Annotated in this window: 16 protein-coding genes and 1 tRNA gene; 6 read left to right on the top strand and 11 right to left on the bottom strand. The window is 56.0% G+C overall.

What is annotated here, in order from left to right:
- Nucleotides 1–122 precede the first annotated feature (122 nt).
- Nucleotides 123–716: a phenylacetic acid degradation protein PaaY gene (locus WFM49_RS08660; protein WP_035271432.1), complete on the bottom strand. Its 594-nt coding sequence runs from the start codon at nucleotides 714–716 to the stop codon at nucleotides 123–125.
- A gap of 113 nt (nucleotides 717–829) precedes the next feature.
- Between WFM49_RS08660 and WFM49_RS08655 the strand changes: the two genes are divergently transcribed.
- The 3 genes from WFM49_RS08655 (at nucleotide 830) to WFM49_RS08645 (ending at nucleotide 3,573) form a co-directional block, all read left to right on the top strand.
- Nucleotides 830–1,087, top strand: coding sequence for a hypothetical protein (locus WFM49_RS08655; protein WP_022983531.1), 258 nt, complete (start codon nucleotides 830–832; stop codon nucleotides 1,085–1,087).
- Nucleotides 1,088–1,307: 220 nt separating this feature from the next.
- A complete protein-coding gene (locus WFM49_RS08650) occupies nucleotides 1,308–2,378 on the top strand; it encodes a nitrilase (RefSeq protein WP_009457793.1) in 1,071 nt (356 codons plus the stop codon).
- A 211-nt stretch (nucleotides 2,379–2,589) separates the two neighbouring features.
- On the top strand, nucleotides 2,590–3,573 hold the full coding sequence (locus WFM49_RS08645) for a helix-turn-helix domain-containing protein (RefSeq protein WP_336972846.1): 984 nt from the start codon (nucleotides 2,590–2,592) through the stop codon (nucleotides 3,571–3,573).
- A gap of 24 nt (nucleotides 3,574–3,597) precedes the next feature.
- Here the strand turns inward: WFM49_RS08645 and WFM49_RS08640 are convergent, their stop codons facing one another.
- From WFM49_RS08640 to cysS, 10 genes are all read right to left on the bottom strand, one after another.
- Nucleotides 3,598–3,957 carry a DUF4870 family protein gene (locus tag WFM49_RS08640; protein ID WP_009457799.1) on the bottom strand — a complete coding sequence of 120 codons (360 nt, stop codon included), beginning with the start codon at nucleotides 3,955–3,957 and terminating at the stop codon, nucleotides 3,598–3,600.
- A gap of 89 nt (nucleotides 3,958–4,046) precedes the next feature.
- Nucleotides 4,047–4,970, bottom strand: a complete 924-nt coding sequence (locus WFM49_RS08635) for a prohibitin family protein (protein WP_009457801.1) — start codon at nucleotides 4,968–4,970, stop codon at nucleotides 4,047–4,049.
- Complete coding sequence (locus WFM49_RS08630; RefSeq protein WP_022983530.1) at nucleotides 4,960–5,100, bottom strand: hypothetical protein; 141 nt, start codon at nucleotides 5,098–5,100, stop codon at nucleotides 4,960–4,962. The genes WFM49_RS08635 and WFM49_RS08630 overlap by 11 nt, the downstream gene beginning before the upstream one ends.
- Nucleotides 5,101–5,272: 172 nt before the next feature.
- Nucleotides 5,273–5,833, bottom strand: a complete 561-nt coding sequence (locus WFM49_RS08625; RefSeq protein WP_230940584.1) for a hypothetical protein — start codon at nucleotides 5,831–5,833, stop codon at nucleotides 5,273–5,275.
- 416 nt (nucleotides 5,834–6,249) lie between these two features.
- A tRNA-Ser gene (locus tag WFM49_RS08620) sits at nucleotides 6,250–6,342 on the bottom strand.
- A 60-nt stretch (nucleotides 6,343–6,402) separates the two neighbouring features.
- Nucleotides 6,403–7,656 (bottom strand): aspartate kinase, encoded by a 1,254-nt coding sequence (locus WFM49_RS08615; RefSeq protein WP_022983529.1) that lies wholly within the window; start codon nucleotides 7,654–7,656, stop codon nucleotides 6,403–6,405.
- Nucleotides 7,657–7,823: 167 nt separating this feature from the next.
- Nucleotides 7,824–8,771, bottom strand: a complete 948-nt coding sequence (gene tilS / locus WFM49_RS08610) for a tRNA lysidine(34) synthetase TilS (protein WP_041202996.1) — start codon at nucleotides 8,769–8,771, stop codon at nucleotides 7,824–7,826.
- 130 nt (nucleotides 8,772–8,901) lie between these two features.
- Complete coding sequence (locus WFM49_RS08605; RefSeq protein ID WP_022983527.1) at nucleotides 8,902–9,867, bottom strand: acetyl-CoA carboxylase carboxyltransferase subunit alpha; 966 nt, start codon at nucleotides 9,865–9,867, stop codon at nucleotides 8,902–8,904.
- A 26-nt stretch (nucleotides 9,868–9,893) separates the two neighbouring features.
- The gene (locus WFM49_RS08600; protein WP_009457811.1) at nucleotides 9,894–10,565 is read right to left on the bottom strand and encodes a DNA-3-methyladenine glycosylase family protein; all 672 of its coding nucleotides are present in this window, start codon (nucleotides 10,563–10,565) and stop codon (nucleotides 9,894–9,896) included.
- A complete protein-coding gene (gene cysS, locus WFM49_RS08595; protein ID WP_009457813.1) occupies nucleotides 10,550–12,001 on the bottom strand; it encodes a cysteine--tRNA ligase in 1,452 nt (483 codons plus the stop codon). The genes WFM49_RS08600 and cysS overlap by 16 nt, the downstream gene beginning before the upstream one ends.
- A gap of 264 nt (nucleotides 12,002–12,265) precedes the next feature.
- Between cysS and WFM49_RS08590 the strand changes: the two genes are divergently transcribed.
- The 3 genes from WFM49_RS08590 to WFM49_RS08580 all read left to right on the top strand — a co-directional run bounded on the left by WFM49_RS08590 (nucleotide 12,266) and on the right by WFM49_RS08580 (nucleotide 14,346).
- Nucleotides 12,266–12,877: a tetratricopeptide repeat protein gene (locus WFM49_RS08590; protein WP_226348582.1), complete on the top strand. Its 612-nt coding sequence runs from the start codon at nucleotides 12,266–12,268 to the stop codon at nucleotides 12,875–12,877.
- A 169-nt stretch (nucleotides 12,878–13,046) separates the two neighbouring features.
- Nucleotides 13,047–13,556 carry a peptidylprolyl isomerase gene (locus tag WFM49_RS08585; RefSeq protein ID WP_045931048.1) on the top strand — a complete coding sequence of 170 codons (510 nt, stop codon included), beginning with the start codon at nucleotides 13,047–13,049 and terminating at the stop codon, nucleotides 13,554–13,556.
- Nucleotides 13,546–14,346, top strand: a complete 801-nt coding sequence (locus WFM49_RS08580) for a UDP-2,3-diacylglucosamine diphosphatase (RefSeq protein ID WP_009457818.1) — start codon at nucleotides 13,546–13,548, stop codon at nucleotides 14,344–14,346. The genes WFM49_RS08585 and WFM49_RS08580 overlap by 11 nt, the downstream gene beginning before the upstream one ends.
- The last annotated feature ends 141 nt before the right edge of the window (nucleotides 14,347–14,487 follow it).

Raw genomic sequence — 14,487 nt, 5'->3', positions numbered from 1 at the left:
TTATTGCCTGAAATACGTGAGTAAAAACGGCTGCTGGGTGGCATATTGCAAGCACTTTCAGACCGGCTCCGAAACTGCGTTGCGCTTGGCAAGCAACAAGCCTGTAGAAAGACGGAGCTGCCTTATTTATCCACTGGATAAATCTGATCTTCACGCAGGCGTGGGCGATCGGCTTCCACTTCGGTCAAAGGCTCCACACGCTGCATGGTTGCCAGTGAACGCTGGGCCAGACGCTGATACATGCGTGTGCCGAAAAACTTGCCATCAATGGCTTTCTGATCCAGTTCCTTGACCACCGTGGCCGGAGACCCAGCCACCAGACTGCGTGGTGGCACTTGCATACCTTTCTTCACAAAGGCCATGGCGCCGATAATGCTGTCTGCACCGATGTCGGCAGCATCCATCACCACGGCATTCATGCCCACCAGCACGTTACGACCGATCACGCAGCCGTGCAGCACTGCTCCATGTCCGACATGACCGTCCTCATGCACCACTGTGTCTTGGTAAGGCGTGCCGTGAATCACACAGGTATCCTGAATATTGGAACCGGCCTTCATGATGATGCGCCCGAAGTCCCCGCGCAAACTGGCCAAAGGACCGATATACACGCCCTCGCCAATAATGACGTCACCAATCAGTACAGCGGTAGGATGAACATAGGCCGTGGGGTGAACCACTGGCACCAGCCCATCAATAGAATAAATATTTTGCATACCTGCCTCGTACAAAAAGCCTGCACCCACAGCCGGCACAAGGTCCGGCCAAAAATACGATCATAGCTGCTGCAGACCGATATAATGCGCCGTACTCTTTCTTTTTGCATCCTATGAGCATGTTGTATTACTGGCTGGCCTTTTCCCTGGGCATGGTGTTTTACGCCGCCTACTTGTCGCAGTCCTTTTTGCTGTCGCAAGGCATCATCTATATGAAGGAAAAAGATCAATCGCCGCCCCTGCTCTGGTTGTTCACCCGCCTGATCGGCTTTATCCTGCGTGCCATTCCCGGCCTGCTGATGCGCCCTATCCCCCTGATTTTGTGGGTCGTGGGCCTGGGGCTGACAGTGCAATACAGTTTCGCACTTTAAACCAGACGGGCCGCACTTTTCTCGTTCACTGCACGGACATCCGGGTCAGGATTGGGGGCTTCCTGCCCGCACGTCTGCGACTCCCAGTCAAGCCTTCTGCGCCTGTCAGTCAATTCAGCACTGTTCTCCCCTCCTAAACTGACACAAAACAGGATGGCCGGGCTCTGTAAGCAGCACGGCCTGGCGATCAAGATCGCGGATACCGCGACAAGGAGGATGTATGCAGACAAGGAAAATCGTCCGGGCAGCCGCCGTACAGGCCGCCTCTCCCAACTACGACCTGGCAGCAGGTGTTGATAAAACCATTGAACTGGCTCGACAAGCGCGTGATGAAGGCTGCGACCTGATCGTATTTGGTGAAACCTGGTTGCCAGGCTATCCCTTCCACGTCTGGCTAGGTGCACCGGCCTGGTCACTGAAATACAGCGCTCGTTACTATGCCAATTCGCTCTCGCTGGACAGCGCAGAGTTTCAGCGCATTGCCCAGGCTGCGCGAACCTTGGGCATTTTCATCGCATTGGGCTATAGCGAACGCAGCGGTGGCAGCCTGTATCTGGGCCAATGCCTGATCGATGACAAAGGCGAGATGCTATGGTCACGCCGCAAACTCAAACCCACGCATGTAGAGCGCACCGTATTTGGTGAAGGTTATGCCCGTGATCTGATTGTGTCCGACACAGAACTGGGACGCGTCGGCGCTTTATGCTGCTGGGAGCATTTGTCGCCCTTGAGCAAGTACGCGCTGTACTCCCAGCATGAAGCCATTCACATTGCTGCCTGGCCGTCGTTTTCGCTATACAGCGAACAGGCCCACGCCCTCAGTGCCAAGGTGAACATGGCCGCCTCGCAAATCTATTCGGTGGAAGGCCAGTGCTTTACCATCGCCGCCAGCAGTGTGGTTACTCAAGAGACGCTGGACATGCTGGAAGTGGGTGAGCACAACGCCTCCTTGCTGAAAGTGGGCGGTGGCAGCTCCATGATTTTTGCACCGGACGGGCGTACTCTGGCTCCCTACCTGCCTCATGATGCCGAAGGCTTGATCATTGCCGATCTGAATATGGAGGAGATTGCCTTCGCCAAGGCGATCAATGACCCCGTGGGCCACTATTCCAAACCTGAAGCCACCCGTCTGGTACTGGACTTGGGGCACCGCGACCCTATGACTCGAGTGCACTCCAAAAGCGTGACCAAGGCGGAGGCTCCCGAGCCAGGTGTGCAAAGTACGATTACCTCATTCGCTATCAGCCATCCCCAGGACTCGGACGCACTGCTAGTGCAAGAGCCGTCCTGATCCCAAGAGATGACACGGCCCGGACAGCTTGCCCGGGCCGTGACTCCTTCTGCTCCCCAGTCCTGCATCCGCGTCGTCCTGGTCTGAAATTATCGACCCCTGCCACTCTTTCTGGTCTGGCTCAAACCAGAGATCTTGCCTGATACTTAGTCAGTCCAGTTGACCGCGGTCCCTGCTGTCAGCCTTCGGACCCAAGACGGAGAGATCATCAATGGAGCAATGGTCCACCACGGCAGTTCCCGCTACCCGGCGCGCCCCCTATTGGATGGAGGCCGTCAACAAAGCTTATGTGCAGCTGGAGTGCGCCGTCCCCTCCCGTTCCGCTACCCCTTTCTTCGGGGCCATTACGCGACGGGAACTGGCAGAGGTCAGCCTATCTCGCATCTCCTCGACCACCCAGACCGTGCTGCGCACGCCGCTGCAAATTTCCAGAGCGTCCGAGGATATTTTTCTGCTCAGTATTCAAGTGGCAGGAGCGGGACAACTAATTCAGGATGAAAAGACCGCTACACTGAAACCCGGCGATCTGGCCCTGTACGACTCCACACGCCCCTATCAACTCCTGTTTGACCAGGACTTTGAGCAGTATGTCCTGTCTATGCCCGGCTCCATCCTGCGCAAGCGTTTGCGCAATGCCGAAGATATGACAGCCTGCAAAATAACCAGCGCCCAATCCGGCACGGCACGACTGCTCTCCTATATGGTGAGCGAGCTGATGGCCTGCCCGCCAACCGGCGGGCCTATTGTGGATCTATCACTTGCCGACAGCCTGGTCGGTATTCTGGTGGCAGCGCTGGCCGAGAATCTGGGCAGCCCGTCCTTAAAGGACGATACGGGATCCGTGCGGCGCGACCGGATCAAAGCCTATGTATTGGAGAATCTGCGCGACCCCGAGCTGAATATCGGCAAGATTGCCAAACGCCTGGGCCTGACAGCCAGCACTGTGCATCGCGCCTGGGAAGGCGAGACCGATTCACTGACAAACTGGATTTGGTCCATGCGCCTGCAAGGCGCTGAACAGGATTTGCGCCGTCTAGCCCATCACCACAAGACCATCACTGAAATTGCGTATCACTGGGGCTTCAACAGCTCTGCCCATTTCAGCCGGGCATTTCGGCAGCGCTTTGGTGTGCCGCCTAAAGAGGCCCGCGAAAGTATGCGGGCCCAGGTCCAAACACACACGATGCCTATCTGATCCGGCGGTCCGGCGAGCCGGCGATCAGGCAATCGCCTTGCCGTCATTCAGAGCCAGCAGGCCCTTGATCAGACGGTACAGAATCCACACGCTGACAATCACGATGGTCACGAAACCGACCAGAATCGCCATCAACAAGAAAGACAGCGCCACACCAAGCAATCCCCACCAGAACGTACGGATTTGCCAATCAAAGTGCGACTCCAGATAGGTGCCGCGCACTTCATCGCGCTTGATGTAGTTGATGATGATGGCGACCAGGGCGGTGATGCCGCCAAACATGGACAAGATGTACAGCGCGTAATTGATCAGGGTCAGATTACGCAGACTGACCAACTGGTTTGTACCGTCGCCTTGTGGGACCGGGTTTCTTTCCTCATTCATCCGTAACTCCTTGGAAAAATAAACGGTAGCGTTACCTATCCCGTAACGCTACCGAAGAAAACCTGTTCAGGTCAGTGACTGCCTGGAGATTAACGCAGTCCAATAAATGGCATGGCGGAACCGGGAACCAGACTTTCTGGCAACTTACCGTCCCATTTTTCCACAGCATTCAAATTGACCAGATTGGTATTCTGGGCCAATGCCTGGGCCCTGGCAGAAATGGCCTTGGCTTCGGCGTCACCACGCAGGCGAATACCGTCAGCTTCGGCCATGTAGCGTTCGCGCTGAGCGCGGGCTTCTGCTTCAGCCTGAACCACTTTGATTTCAGCCTGAATGGAAGCAGTTTCTTTTTGCTGGCGGGTGGTTTCAATTTGAACCTGGGCCAACATGCGGTTTTCAATCGATTGCTCATAGGCTTTGGAGAACGACACTTCCTCAACCTGCACGCCCATCATTTGCAAAGGAGCGGACTCCAGGGTCACGCGCATGGCTTCGTTGATGTCAGCACCCAGCTTCTCGCGATTCTGAATCGACTGAGCAGCAGTGTACTTACCAAACACGTTCTTGATCACATCCAGAGCCTTACGTTCCAGCAAGCGAGCTTCCAGGGCATCGAGTGAACCGTACTCGGAATACAGCTGAGCCACATCAGTTTCAGGAACGCGGTATGTTACCGAAGCCACCATGGAAGCGGACTGCTGGTCAAAACTGTACGCCTCAAGCTGCATGCGAACCGTGTGATCACGTACCGAAATGGTACGTACCGTGTCAAAGAACGGAACCTTGAAGTCCAGACCAGGTTCGGCCACGCGAACCAGCTTACCGTTACGCAGCACCACGCCACGTTCACCCTGGTCCACCTGCAAGAACGAGCCCATGGAGGCCACGATCAGGATCAGGAAAATAACAACCGCCGCCCCCAGGAAACTCAGTCCCTTGGAGTAATTGGCAGGGCCACCTTCTGGCTTTGTTTTAGCGGCCAGTTTAGTAAATGGATTTTTATCAGTGCTCATCACGGCTTCCTTTATGTGGCTGACGCGTCTGGTCTTTTAATTGACGACGTTCCACCATCAGTTGCCGTATGCCTTTGGCAATCAGGTAGGCCAGCACAGCGGCCCCCAACAAAATCAAGATGATACGCATGACGCTTCAGTCTTCCCACTAGATTTCAATCAGAGCGCAATTATCCCCGATTCCCTCTGTCACGCTCAGAAAAGAAGCGTCAAAATATGACAAATGGACAGTATTGCTGGTAACAAATCTTGAACAGACGCCATTGCGACGCCCGAGAAAATGGAAAAAGCGGATTAGTTGCTTATTCTAGGGAAGCTAGGGCAGCGTCCAGTTCAGCCAGATGAGCCTGTACCGGCGGCACATCGCTACGGGTTGCAACCAGACGCAGGATATGGTTTTTACTGATCTGGAAGGTGCGCATCAACTGCTCCAGTTCAGCCGTAGAGTATTGGCGTGCGTTATCGCGCAAGGCCGCTTCCAGCGCATCCAGCTGCTCGTAAACCGAGTCCAGATCTTCGCGCTCCTGGATATAGAGACGAGTCAGCCAGATATGGCGTCCCACGCTATCCCATTGCTCCAGTCCGGCAAAGCCATACTTTTGCGTCAGGCTGTTCAATTGACGGTAAATGTCCGAACCGCGCTCGACCTGATCCACCTCCAGCATGGGTGGGAAACCGTCTGGCAGCCCGCCATCCCAAACCGGTTCGCTACGCTCTACGGTTTGCAGCACCGGCAAGATCTCACCCAGGCTTTGCACATAACGAGTCACAACCTGGTCATCCAATGCCAGCTCAGTTGACGACGCCAAAAAAGGCAGGCCCATCAAGGCCATGCTACAGATACAGAGGACTCGTTTAATCATCGCTCGCCCTAAAAAACAAGACCACCCGTCTTGAACGACGTAAAACACATTCGTCGATTGTAAGCACGGGAATGACTGCTTTTCTTTGTCTGTGCCAAAAACGACACAGCCTTTTCAATCCTCTACCGCCTTGGGTTGAAAAGTCTTGCACTTTAAAAATTCATGCTGTTTGAAACGCTGCCGCCAAGGACTCTCTACGATTTCACTTTGCCTGAATTGGCAAAAATAAAAAAGTAACAATTATTTTTTTTCTTGTGTTTGGAAAGGCGTGATGCCGTCTTGTTGTCGCTCTTGCTGCCTGAACCAGAGCCAGGTTTGCACAAAGCCAAACTTGAGCGCGGGTCCGAACACGGGCGGCGCTATGCGACAGACAATAAAAAAAGCCCTTGAAAACAAGGGCTTGATTTAATTCCAGCTGGCGGAGACGGAGGGATTCGAACCCTCGATACGGGTATAAGCCGTATGCTCCCTTAGCAGGGGAGTACCTTCAACCTCTCGGCCACGTCTCCAGCTCTAGGAAAGAAGTAACTATAGCATTTTTAAAAAACCAATGCAAATAGCTAAGGGGATTATTTTTCCTGATCCAGCTCGAACGTCTTGTGCAGAGCACGCACCGCCAATTCCATGTACTTGTCGGCAATAATCACCGAGGTCTTGATCTCGCTGGTGCTGATCATCTGGATGTTGATGCCCTCTTCGGACAAGGCGCGGAACATGGAGCTGGCAATACCAGCGTGGTTACGCATGCCAATACCGACGATGGACACTTTGCACACGGCTTCGTCAAATACGATTTCACCAGCACCCACAGCCGGGCCGACCTGGTTCATCAGCAGTTCCTTGGTACGCAGCGCGTCGTTGCGGCTGACGGTAAAGGAAAAGTCTGTGGTGCCCTGAACCGACAGGTTCTGCAAAATCATGTCGACTTCGATGTTAGCCGCTGCGATGGGGCCCAGAATGGAATAGGCCACGCCGGGGGTGTCGGGAACGGCACGCAGGGTGAACTTGGCTTCATCACGGCTGAAGGCGATGCCAGAGACAACGGCAGCTTCCATTTTTTGGTCTTCCTCGAAAGTAATCAGCGTACCCGAAGACATTTCTTCTTCGAGCGAAATCATGGGGTCGGTCATGGAGGACAAGACGCGCACAGGCACCTTGTACTTGCCAGCAAATTCCACAGACCGGATTTGAAGAACTTTGGAGCCCAAAGAGGCCATTTCCAGCATTTCTTCAAAGGACAGCACTTTCATGCGACGTGCTTCGGGCACGACGCGTGGGTCGGTGGTGTAGACACCATCCACATCGGTAAAGATCAGGCATTCGCTGGCCTTCATGGCAGCGGCAACAGCCACCGCGGAAGTATCCGAGCCACCACGACCCAGGGTCGTGATATTGCCTTCATCATCCACACCCTGGAAGCCGGTCACAACGACCACACGGCCTGCGTCCAGATCCTGGCGAATGCGGGTGTCATCAATAGAACTAATGCGGGCACGGGTGTAGGCATTGTCGGTCTTGACGGGAACTTGCCAACCGGCATAGCTGCGGGCGGGAACGCCCTGGGCAGCCAAGGCCATGGCCAACAAAGCGCTACTGGCTTGTTCGCCCGTAGCGGCCAGCATATCCAGCTCGCGCGGATCAGGCTGAATGCTCAGTTCTTTGGCCAGGCCTAGCAAACGGTTGGTTTCACCGGACATGGCCGAAGGAACCACCACAACTTGGTGCCCGGCGGCATGCCATTTGGCAACCCGACGCGCCACATTCTGGATGCGCTCGATCGAGCCCATCGACGTGCCGCCATATTTATGTACGATCAGGGACATCTTTTACTCTGCATCAAAGGGCTAAGGTCTGGGATAGACACAAAACCCAACTATTCTAACGACTTTCTGTGCCCCAAGCGCAGGCTCTACCACATACACACGCAAAAAAACACATACTTTGTCGACTCAACACCATAGCCCACGCTCCTGCCACAGGCCACCCCAAACTACTTACTTGCTTGATCGGCCACCAGGCCTGCTTGCTGGTCGCCTGGACCGGCAGATTCGATCTGCACCCGGCCTCGCACACAGCGCACCAGGTTCTGTCCATGCTTCCACATCAAATTTCTGTCGTGCCCCCGGGCATGCAGCCCGCGCAGTTGCTTGAGCAGTTCTGCCAGACGCGCTTGCGTAGGCAAGCCAGCTCCCTGCTCCTGCAACCAATAACGGAGCACCAGGCTTTGCCGCGCTGGCTCCAGGCTACGCCACGCCACCAAACTGAAACTGCGTCCTGTTTCATCAGGTTCCAGTGTCTGCCAGTCCTGGCTGGCCACACTATCCAATACTTCCTGCGTTTCGCGGCTTAGCTGGGCTTGACGCTGCAAACGGCTTTGCCAGCCCGGCCAGCGCGCGTCGAGTACAGGCGTGAGCAAATCGCGCACTGCGCCACGGGTGTAATCAGGATTGATATTGGTGGGATCTTGTACCGCATGCCAGCCCGTGGCTGCGGCAAACGCATCACTGGCTTGAAGAATAAGTGCCCTGGGCTGCTCCAGCCAGGGTCGCCAGTACTGCAATTGATCGCGCTGCATACGGGGTGCCATCGCCCCCAGACCGGTTGTACCCGTGCCTCGCAGCAAACGCATCAGAACCGTTTCGGCCTGATCATCTTGATGATGAGCCAGCAGCACATGCTGCAAGCCAACAAAGTGCGCCAGTTCAGCCAGGCCTTGATAGCGGGCATCTCGCGCGGCGGATTCCATGCCATCTGCGCTTAGACGGCGGGACTGTACCTGGACCCGCAAGCTGTGACAGGGTCGCTGCAAACGCGCAGCCAAGTCATGCACATGCGCTTGCCACTGATCGGCAATGGCTTGCAGGCCGTGATGAATATGGAAAAAATGAAGTGTGACTTTGCGGCGGCTGGCCCAAAGATGGGTATGTACCGCCAGCATTGCCGAGTCCGCACCACCACTTAAGGCGACAGCGACGCTATCGCCGCTTTTAAAACTTAGGTGATGGTTAAGCGCCTCCAGCAGCGGGGGTGAGGGGCTAAAGCCCCCCAGCTGACTGGAAGGCAATGGATCAGGCACGAACTTCCTGATAACGGCCGTAGGCCAGGAGACGTTCCATACGCTGCGCCAGCAGTTGTTCGGTGCTCAGGCCCGAGACCTGACGCAAGGCATCAGCCAGGGCACGGCCCAATTGGCGCGCCATCATGGTGGGATCGCGATGTGCGCCACCAATGGGCTCGTTGATCACGCGATCGACCAGGCCCAGTTCTTTCAGACGGGGAGCGGTAATGGCCAGGGCCTCAGCCGCCACGGGCGCCTTGTCCGCACTACGCCACAGAATCGAGGCACAACCTTCGGGCGAGATCACGGCGTAGGTGGAATATTGCAGCATGGAGACCACGTCACCCACGGCAATCGCCAACGCACCACCCGAACCGCCTTCACCAATAATGGTGGAGATGATAGGTACACGCAGTTTGGCCATGGCAAACAGGTTGTGACCGATTGCCTCGGACTGGCCACGCTCTTCAGCGCCAATACCAGGGTAGGCGCCGGGAGTATCAATGAAGGTAAAGACAGGGATACCAAATTTTTCCGCCAACCTCATCAAGCGCAGGGCTTTACGGTAGCCTTCGGGGCGCGGCATGCCAAAGTTGCGACGGGCGCGCTCTTTGGTATCACGACCTTTCTGGTGACCAATCACCATGCAAGGCGTACCGTTGAAACGGGCCAGACCACCCACAATGGCCAGGTCGTCCGCATACATGCGATCGCCATGCAGCTCGTGGAAGTCCGAGAAGATCTGGTTTACATAGTCCAGGGTGTATGGACGTTGTGGATGGCGAGCAACCAGGGCCGTTTGCCAAGGCGTGAGCTTGGCGTAAATGTTCTTGGCCAGCGTCTGGCTTTTTTGCTGCAGACGGCTGAGTTCCTCTGAAATATCCACAGCGGAATCAGATTGCACATAGCGGAGCTCTTCGATTTTGCCTTCGAGCTCGGCCAAAGGCTGCTCAAATTCCAGGAATGTATTTCGCATGTCGGTTCTTAAGGTTTAGGCCTAATTTAATATCGTACCGCAACTGTGTTCAGACTGCGCCACAGATGCCAGGTAGCCACCGTGCACCACGGTGCCCACGCTTGAGCAACTTCACGCGCCTCGAACCGGGAGACCGGCTCGCCGCTGAAATAGTGCAGAGAGATTGCCTTGAGCAGGCCCGCATCATCCAAGGGGAGAACATCGGGTCTGTGCAAGTTGAAAATCAGAAACATATCAGCCGTCCAGCGACCTACACCACGAATGGCGCACAGGTCCGCAATAACGGCTTCATCAGACAGGGACTGCCATGCCTGGGGGTCGATTTTACGAGCATCAAAGTGAGTCGCCAAATCAACAATATATTCGGCCTTGCGTTTGGGCAAGCCCAAACCATGCAGGGCCTCGTAACCCAGTTCCAAAATAAGTTCAGGCGAGAGTGGCTGGCCGCAACCGTCCAGCAGCTTGCGCCACAGCTGGTCCGCCGTACGCGAGGCCAGTTGCTGGCCCACAATGGAACGCACCAAAGTGGTGAAAGCCGGAGCCTGATGTTGTAGCCAGTAGTCGCCATGCTGGGGGATGAGCTTGCGCAAGATACGATCGCGCTTCATCAGCTGGGCGCAGGCGTCGTCCCAGTAATCAGGTTTGCCCACCAAACGAACTTGAGGGCCGGATTGAACGCCGCTTAGGCCCTGCGCCATTGTGTTGCTCCACCTGGCCGATCTTCCAGCTCTACGCCCTGCTCTTTAAGCTGCTCACGGATGGCGTCGGCGCGCGCAAAGTCGCGATTCTGTTTAGCCTGGCCGCGTTCCGCCAGAAGCTCGTCAATCTGGGCGTCGCTCAAGGAGTCGGCACCGGCCACGCTGGCTGCCTGACCAAAGCGTGTGCTGGCACGCCAGTAGACGGCCGGGTCCACTTGCAACAGACCAATCACGCCACCCAGAGCGCGCATCAAACCGGCGGCCTGCGCATCCTTGTCGCGGTTGGCCTGGCCAGCCAGTTCAAACAGAACGGCAACAGCGCCAGCCGTATTGAAATCGTCGTTCATGGCTTCGGCAAACGCCAGAGCGGGGCCTTGAGTCCAGTCAATCTGGACATCGGCGGCAGGAACGTGTTGAAGGGTCTGGTACAGACGGTCCAAAGCCTGCTGAGCATCGCGCAGATTATCTGGCGCGTAGTTTTGCAAGCTGCGGTAATGATTGCGCACAATAAAGAAGCGCAGCATTTCAGCTTCACGCGGATTGGCGATGTAGCTGCTTTCTTCGTCGGCTAGACCTTCGGGGGCCACGGTATCGCGAATGCGACGGAAGTTGCCCAGGGACTTGGACATTTTCTCCGAGTCCACCATCAGGGGACCGCAGTGCATCCAGACATTGGCCAACTGGCCGCCAAAGGCGCCTTCCGTTTGGGCAATTTCGTTTTCGTGGTGAGGGAACTTCAAGTCTGGGCCACCGCCGTGAATATCCAGGGGCAGGCCCAGCAGCGCCTTGCTCATGGCCGAACATTCGATGTGCCAGCCCGGACGGCCCAGGCCGTACGAGGATTCCCATTTGGATTCGGCGGGTTCGTCTTCTTTAGCCGACTTCCACAGCACAAAATCCAGAGGGTCACGCTTGGCCGAGTTCAGGGCAACACGCTCACCGGCACGCAGATCATCCAAAGAGCGACCCGACAATTTGCCGTAGCCGGGGAACTGACGCACGGCGTAGTTCACATCACCGTCTTCGGACTGATAGGCCAGGCCGTTTTCTTCCAGCTTGGCAATAATGCCCAGCATATCGGGCACGTGCTGCGTGGCGCGTGGTTCCGAGTCAGGGCTTTGCACACCCAGGGCCTTTTCGTCGGCATGCATGGCGGCAATATAGAAGTCCGTTACCTGAGACATCAGTTGCTTGCGCTCGACGGCACGGCGGATGATCTTGTCATCAATATCGGTAATATTGCGCACATAGGAGACGCGATAGCCGCTTGCTCGCAACCAGCGCTGCACGATGTCAAAGCTGACCAGCATACGAGCGTGCCCCAGGTGACAGAAGTCGTACACCGTCATGCCACAGACGTACATACGCACGTGGCCCGGTTCAACCGGAGAAAACACCTCTTTAGAGCGTGACAACGAGTTATAAATGCGCAACATGGCCTGTAATCGTCATAAAATCGGAACCTTGTGCCAGAACAATTGCCCTTGGATCAGGTTCCGTATTTCCCGCCCGGCAAGAGGCAAGGTTAGAATGATGGTCAATAAGTATAGCAAGCAGACCTCGTTAAAGGCAGCAATCTACCAACCTTCCTGGTCTTCAAGCCAGATTTTATAGGCGCCCCCTCTGTGTTCAGTACACCTAGACGGACTCGGTTTCTCGCTCCTTGCACCTTGGCCCTTTTTCTGGCCCTGGGTCAAAACGTGAGCGCCCAATCCCTGCCCGATTTGCCCCCGCCCAGTGCGCGGGTGAACGATCCCTTGCTGGATATCGCTCCCGAACCTGAACGTGGCTGGAAGGGTCTGGCCCGTGCTCTGGACGTGCTGGCCCCCAGCGTCGATACCTCTTTGCCGCTTAGCGCCGCTGAAGTCAGCCAGCGCATCAGCACCTTGATTGCCCAGGGCCGTCATGCCGACGCCTTGCAGGCGATCGAAAAACAGCTGGAGCAACGCAAGGACCGGGGCGAGCCCGGTGCCAATGTGCAGTTGCTGTTTTTGAAGGCACGCGCCCTGTCGGCCAGTGGTGACCACAATGGCGCCATCAGCCTTTACCAGAACATGACCACCTATTACCCGGAGTTGCCCGAGCCCTGGAATAATCTGGCGGCCGAGTACATCGCGCAGGACAAGCTGGACCTGGCCCTGGAAGCCCTGAAAATGGCTTTGACCGCCGATCCGTCCTACGCACTGGCCCGCGCCAATATGGGTGAAGTCCAACTGATGCTGGCCAATGACACCTACCGTCAGGCCGCCGCCAGTGGTGTGCCCAAAGCAGCCCAGCGTGCGCAACAAACTGGCCAAATTCTGCAACAATAAGATTTTTCCTTGACTGGGTTGTCCCTATCTTATGTTTGCAAGCACATTTCAATGGTGTGATCAGGCTCGCAGCTTGCGCACCCTGCTTATTGCTGCCTGTATGGCTATGCCTATGATGAGCAGTCCGGCTATGGCAGCAGATTCTTCCACTTCTTCTGAAGGCACTTCTATGAGCACCTCTCCACGCGTCCAACTGCAGACGAACCAGGGCACCATCCTGATCGAACTGAACGCAGAAAAAGCCCCCAACACCGTAGCCAACTTTGTGGACTACGTGTCCAGCGGTTTTTACGACGGCACCGTGTTTCACCGTGTGATCAACAACTTCATGATCCAGGGCGGCGGCTTTGAGGCCGACATGAAGCAAAAAGCCACCAACGCTCCTGTCAAGAACGAAGCCGACAACGGTTTGAAGAACGACAAGTACACCCTGGCCATGGCTCGCACCTCCGACCCACACTCGGCTACGGCTCAGTTCTTCATCAACGTGGCTGACAACGACTTCCTGAACTTCACCGCTCCTACCGCCAATGGCTGGGGCTACGCCGTATTTGGCCGCGTGATCGAAGGCATGGACGTGGTCGACAAGATCAAGACCGTGCGCACCGGCAACAAGGGCTTCCACCAAGACGTGCCCGTTGAGGACGTCGTTCTGGAAAAAGCCACGCTTGTCGAATAAGCTCACGCTTGCGGGCAACATCTGGATTGCTGCGGACCTGCATCTGGGTCCGGACAATCCAGACACCGTTCAGGATTTCCTGCAGTTTCTGCACTCCGCCCAGCATCAAGCTCATGCCTTGATCCTGGGCGGTGATATTTTCAATGCCTGGATTGGTGACGATCAAATCGCCCACCCTGCTCCCTGGCTTGCTCAAGTCAGTGAGGCGCTGCGCACATTCGCGCAGCAGCATCCGCTGTATCTGATGCGCGGCAATCGCGATTTCCTGCTGGGCCAAACCTACGCCCGCCATGTTCACGCCACGCTATTGCCCGATCAAGTCGTTCTGGACACTTCTGCCGGCCTGATTCTGATGTCGCACGGCGACGAGTACTGCCTGGACGATCTGGCCTATCAACGCTTTCGCCATTGGGTACGCAAACCCTGGCTCCAGAAACTCTATCTGGCCTGCCCTTTAAGCTTGCGTCAGCGTATTGCCGATTCAGCCCGCGCCGGTAGCCAGCGCGGCAAGCAATACAAGTCCAAAGACATCATGGATGTGCAGCCTGCAGCTATTGTGGCAGCCTGCGAGGCGCATCCTGTGCAGGCCATGGTTCATGGCCATACACATCGCCCTGCAGTACATGACATTCCCGGCTTTGAGCCGGTACGCCGCTGGGTACTCCCGGATTGGGAATCTGACTCCTCGGAAGGAGGACGACGGGGCGGCTATATCAGCATTGAAGGTGTACAGCTCTGTCTGCATCAGTGGGGGCAAGAGGATCAGTGTCAGACACTGGGACCTCAGTAAGAGTGACTTCACCTACAGCCAGCTAGGTTTAAGCTCCACGCCTTTTTATTCCTTCTTGCGATAAAACCTGTTTTTCTTCACACGGTGCTGGTGGCACGAATCAAGGTGGCTGCATAAGCATTTTTGAGGGGGCAATTGGGC

This window comes from Alcaligenes sp. PF14, from assembly GCF_037150615.1.
Taxonomy (GTDB): domain Bacteria; phylum Pseudomonadota; class Gammaproteobacteria; order Burkholderiales; family Burkholderiaceae_B; genus Alcaligenes; species Alcaligenes phenolicus.
This window is presented reverse-complemented; position numbering and strand designations above follow the sequence as displayed.

Bases quoted from the DNA above. Each gene is read 5' to 3' on its own strand.
- WFM49_RS08660 (WP_035271432.1), bottom strand. From the start codon at position 716: ATGCAAAATATTTATTCTATTGATGGGCTGGTGCCAGTGGTTCACCCC.
- WFM49_RS08625 (WP_230940584.1), bottom strand. From the start codon at position 5,833: ATGATTAAACGAGTCCTCTGTATCTGTAGCATGGCCTTGATGGGCCTG.
- WFM49_RS08600 (WP_009457811.1), bottom strand. From the start codon at position 10,565: ATGGCGCAGGGCCTAAGCGGCGTTCAATCCGGCCCTCAAGTTCGTTTG.
- WFM49_RS08655 (WP_022983531.1), top strand. From the start codon at position 830: ATGAGCATGTTGTATTACTGGCTGGCCTTTTCCCTGGGCATGGTGTTT.
- WFM49_RS08635 (WP_009457801.1), bottom strand. From the start codon at position 4,970: ATGAGCACTGATAAAAATCCATTTACTAAACTGGCCGCTAAAACAAAG.
- WFM49_RS08650 (WP_009457793.1), top strand. From the start codon at position 1,308: ATGCAGACAAGGAAAATCGTCCGGGCAGCCGCCGTACAGGCCGCCTCT.
- WFM49_RS08640 (WP_009457799.1), bottom strand. From the start codon at position 3,957: ATGAATGAGGAAAGAAACCCGGTCCCACAAGGCGACGGTACAAACCAG.
- cysS (WP_009457813.1), bottom strand. From the start codon at position 12,001: ATGTTGCGCATTTATAACTCGTTGTCACGCTCTAAAGAGGTGTTTTCT.
- tilS (WP_041202996.1), bottom strand. From the start codon at position 8,771: ATGCTGGCGGTACATACCCATCTTTGGGCCAGCCGCCGCAAAGTCACA.
- WFM49_RS08615 (WP_022983529.1), bottom strand. From the start codon at position 7,656: ATGTCCCTGATCGTACATAAATATGGCGGCACGTCGATGGGCTCGATC.
- WFM49_RS08645 (WP_336972846.1), top strand. From the start codon at position 2,590: ATGGAGCAATGGTCCACCACGGCAGTTCCCGCTACCCGGCGCGCCCCC.
- WFM49_RS08630 (WP_022983530.1), bottom strand. From the start codon at position 5,100: ATGCGTATCATCTTGATTTTGTTGGGGGCCGCTGTGCTGGCCTACCTG.
- WFM49_RS08605 (WP_022983527.1), bottom strand. From the start codon at position 9,867: ATGCGAAATACATTCCTGGAATTTGAGCAGCCTTTGGCCGAGCTCGAA.
- WFM49_RS08585 (WP_045931048.1), top strand. From the start codon at position 13,047: ATGAGCACCTCTCCACGCGTCCAACTGCAGACGAACCAGGGCACCATC.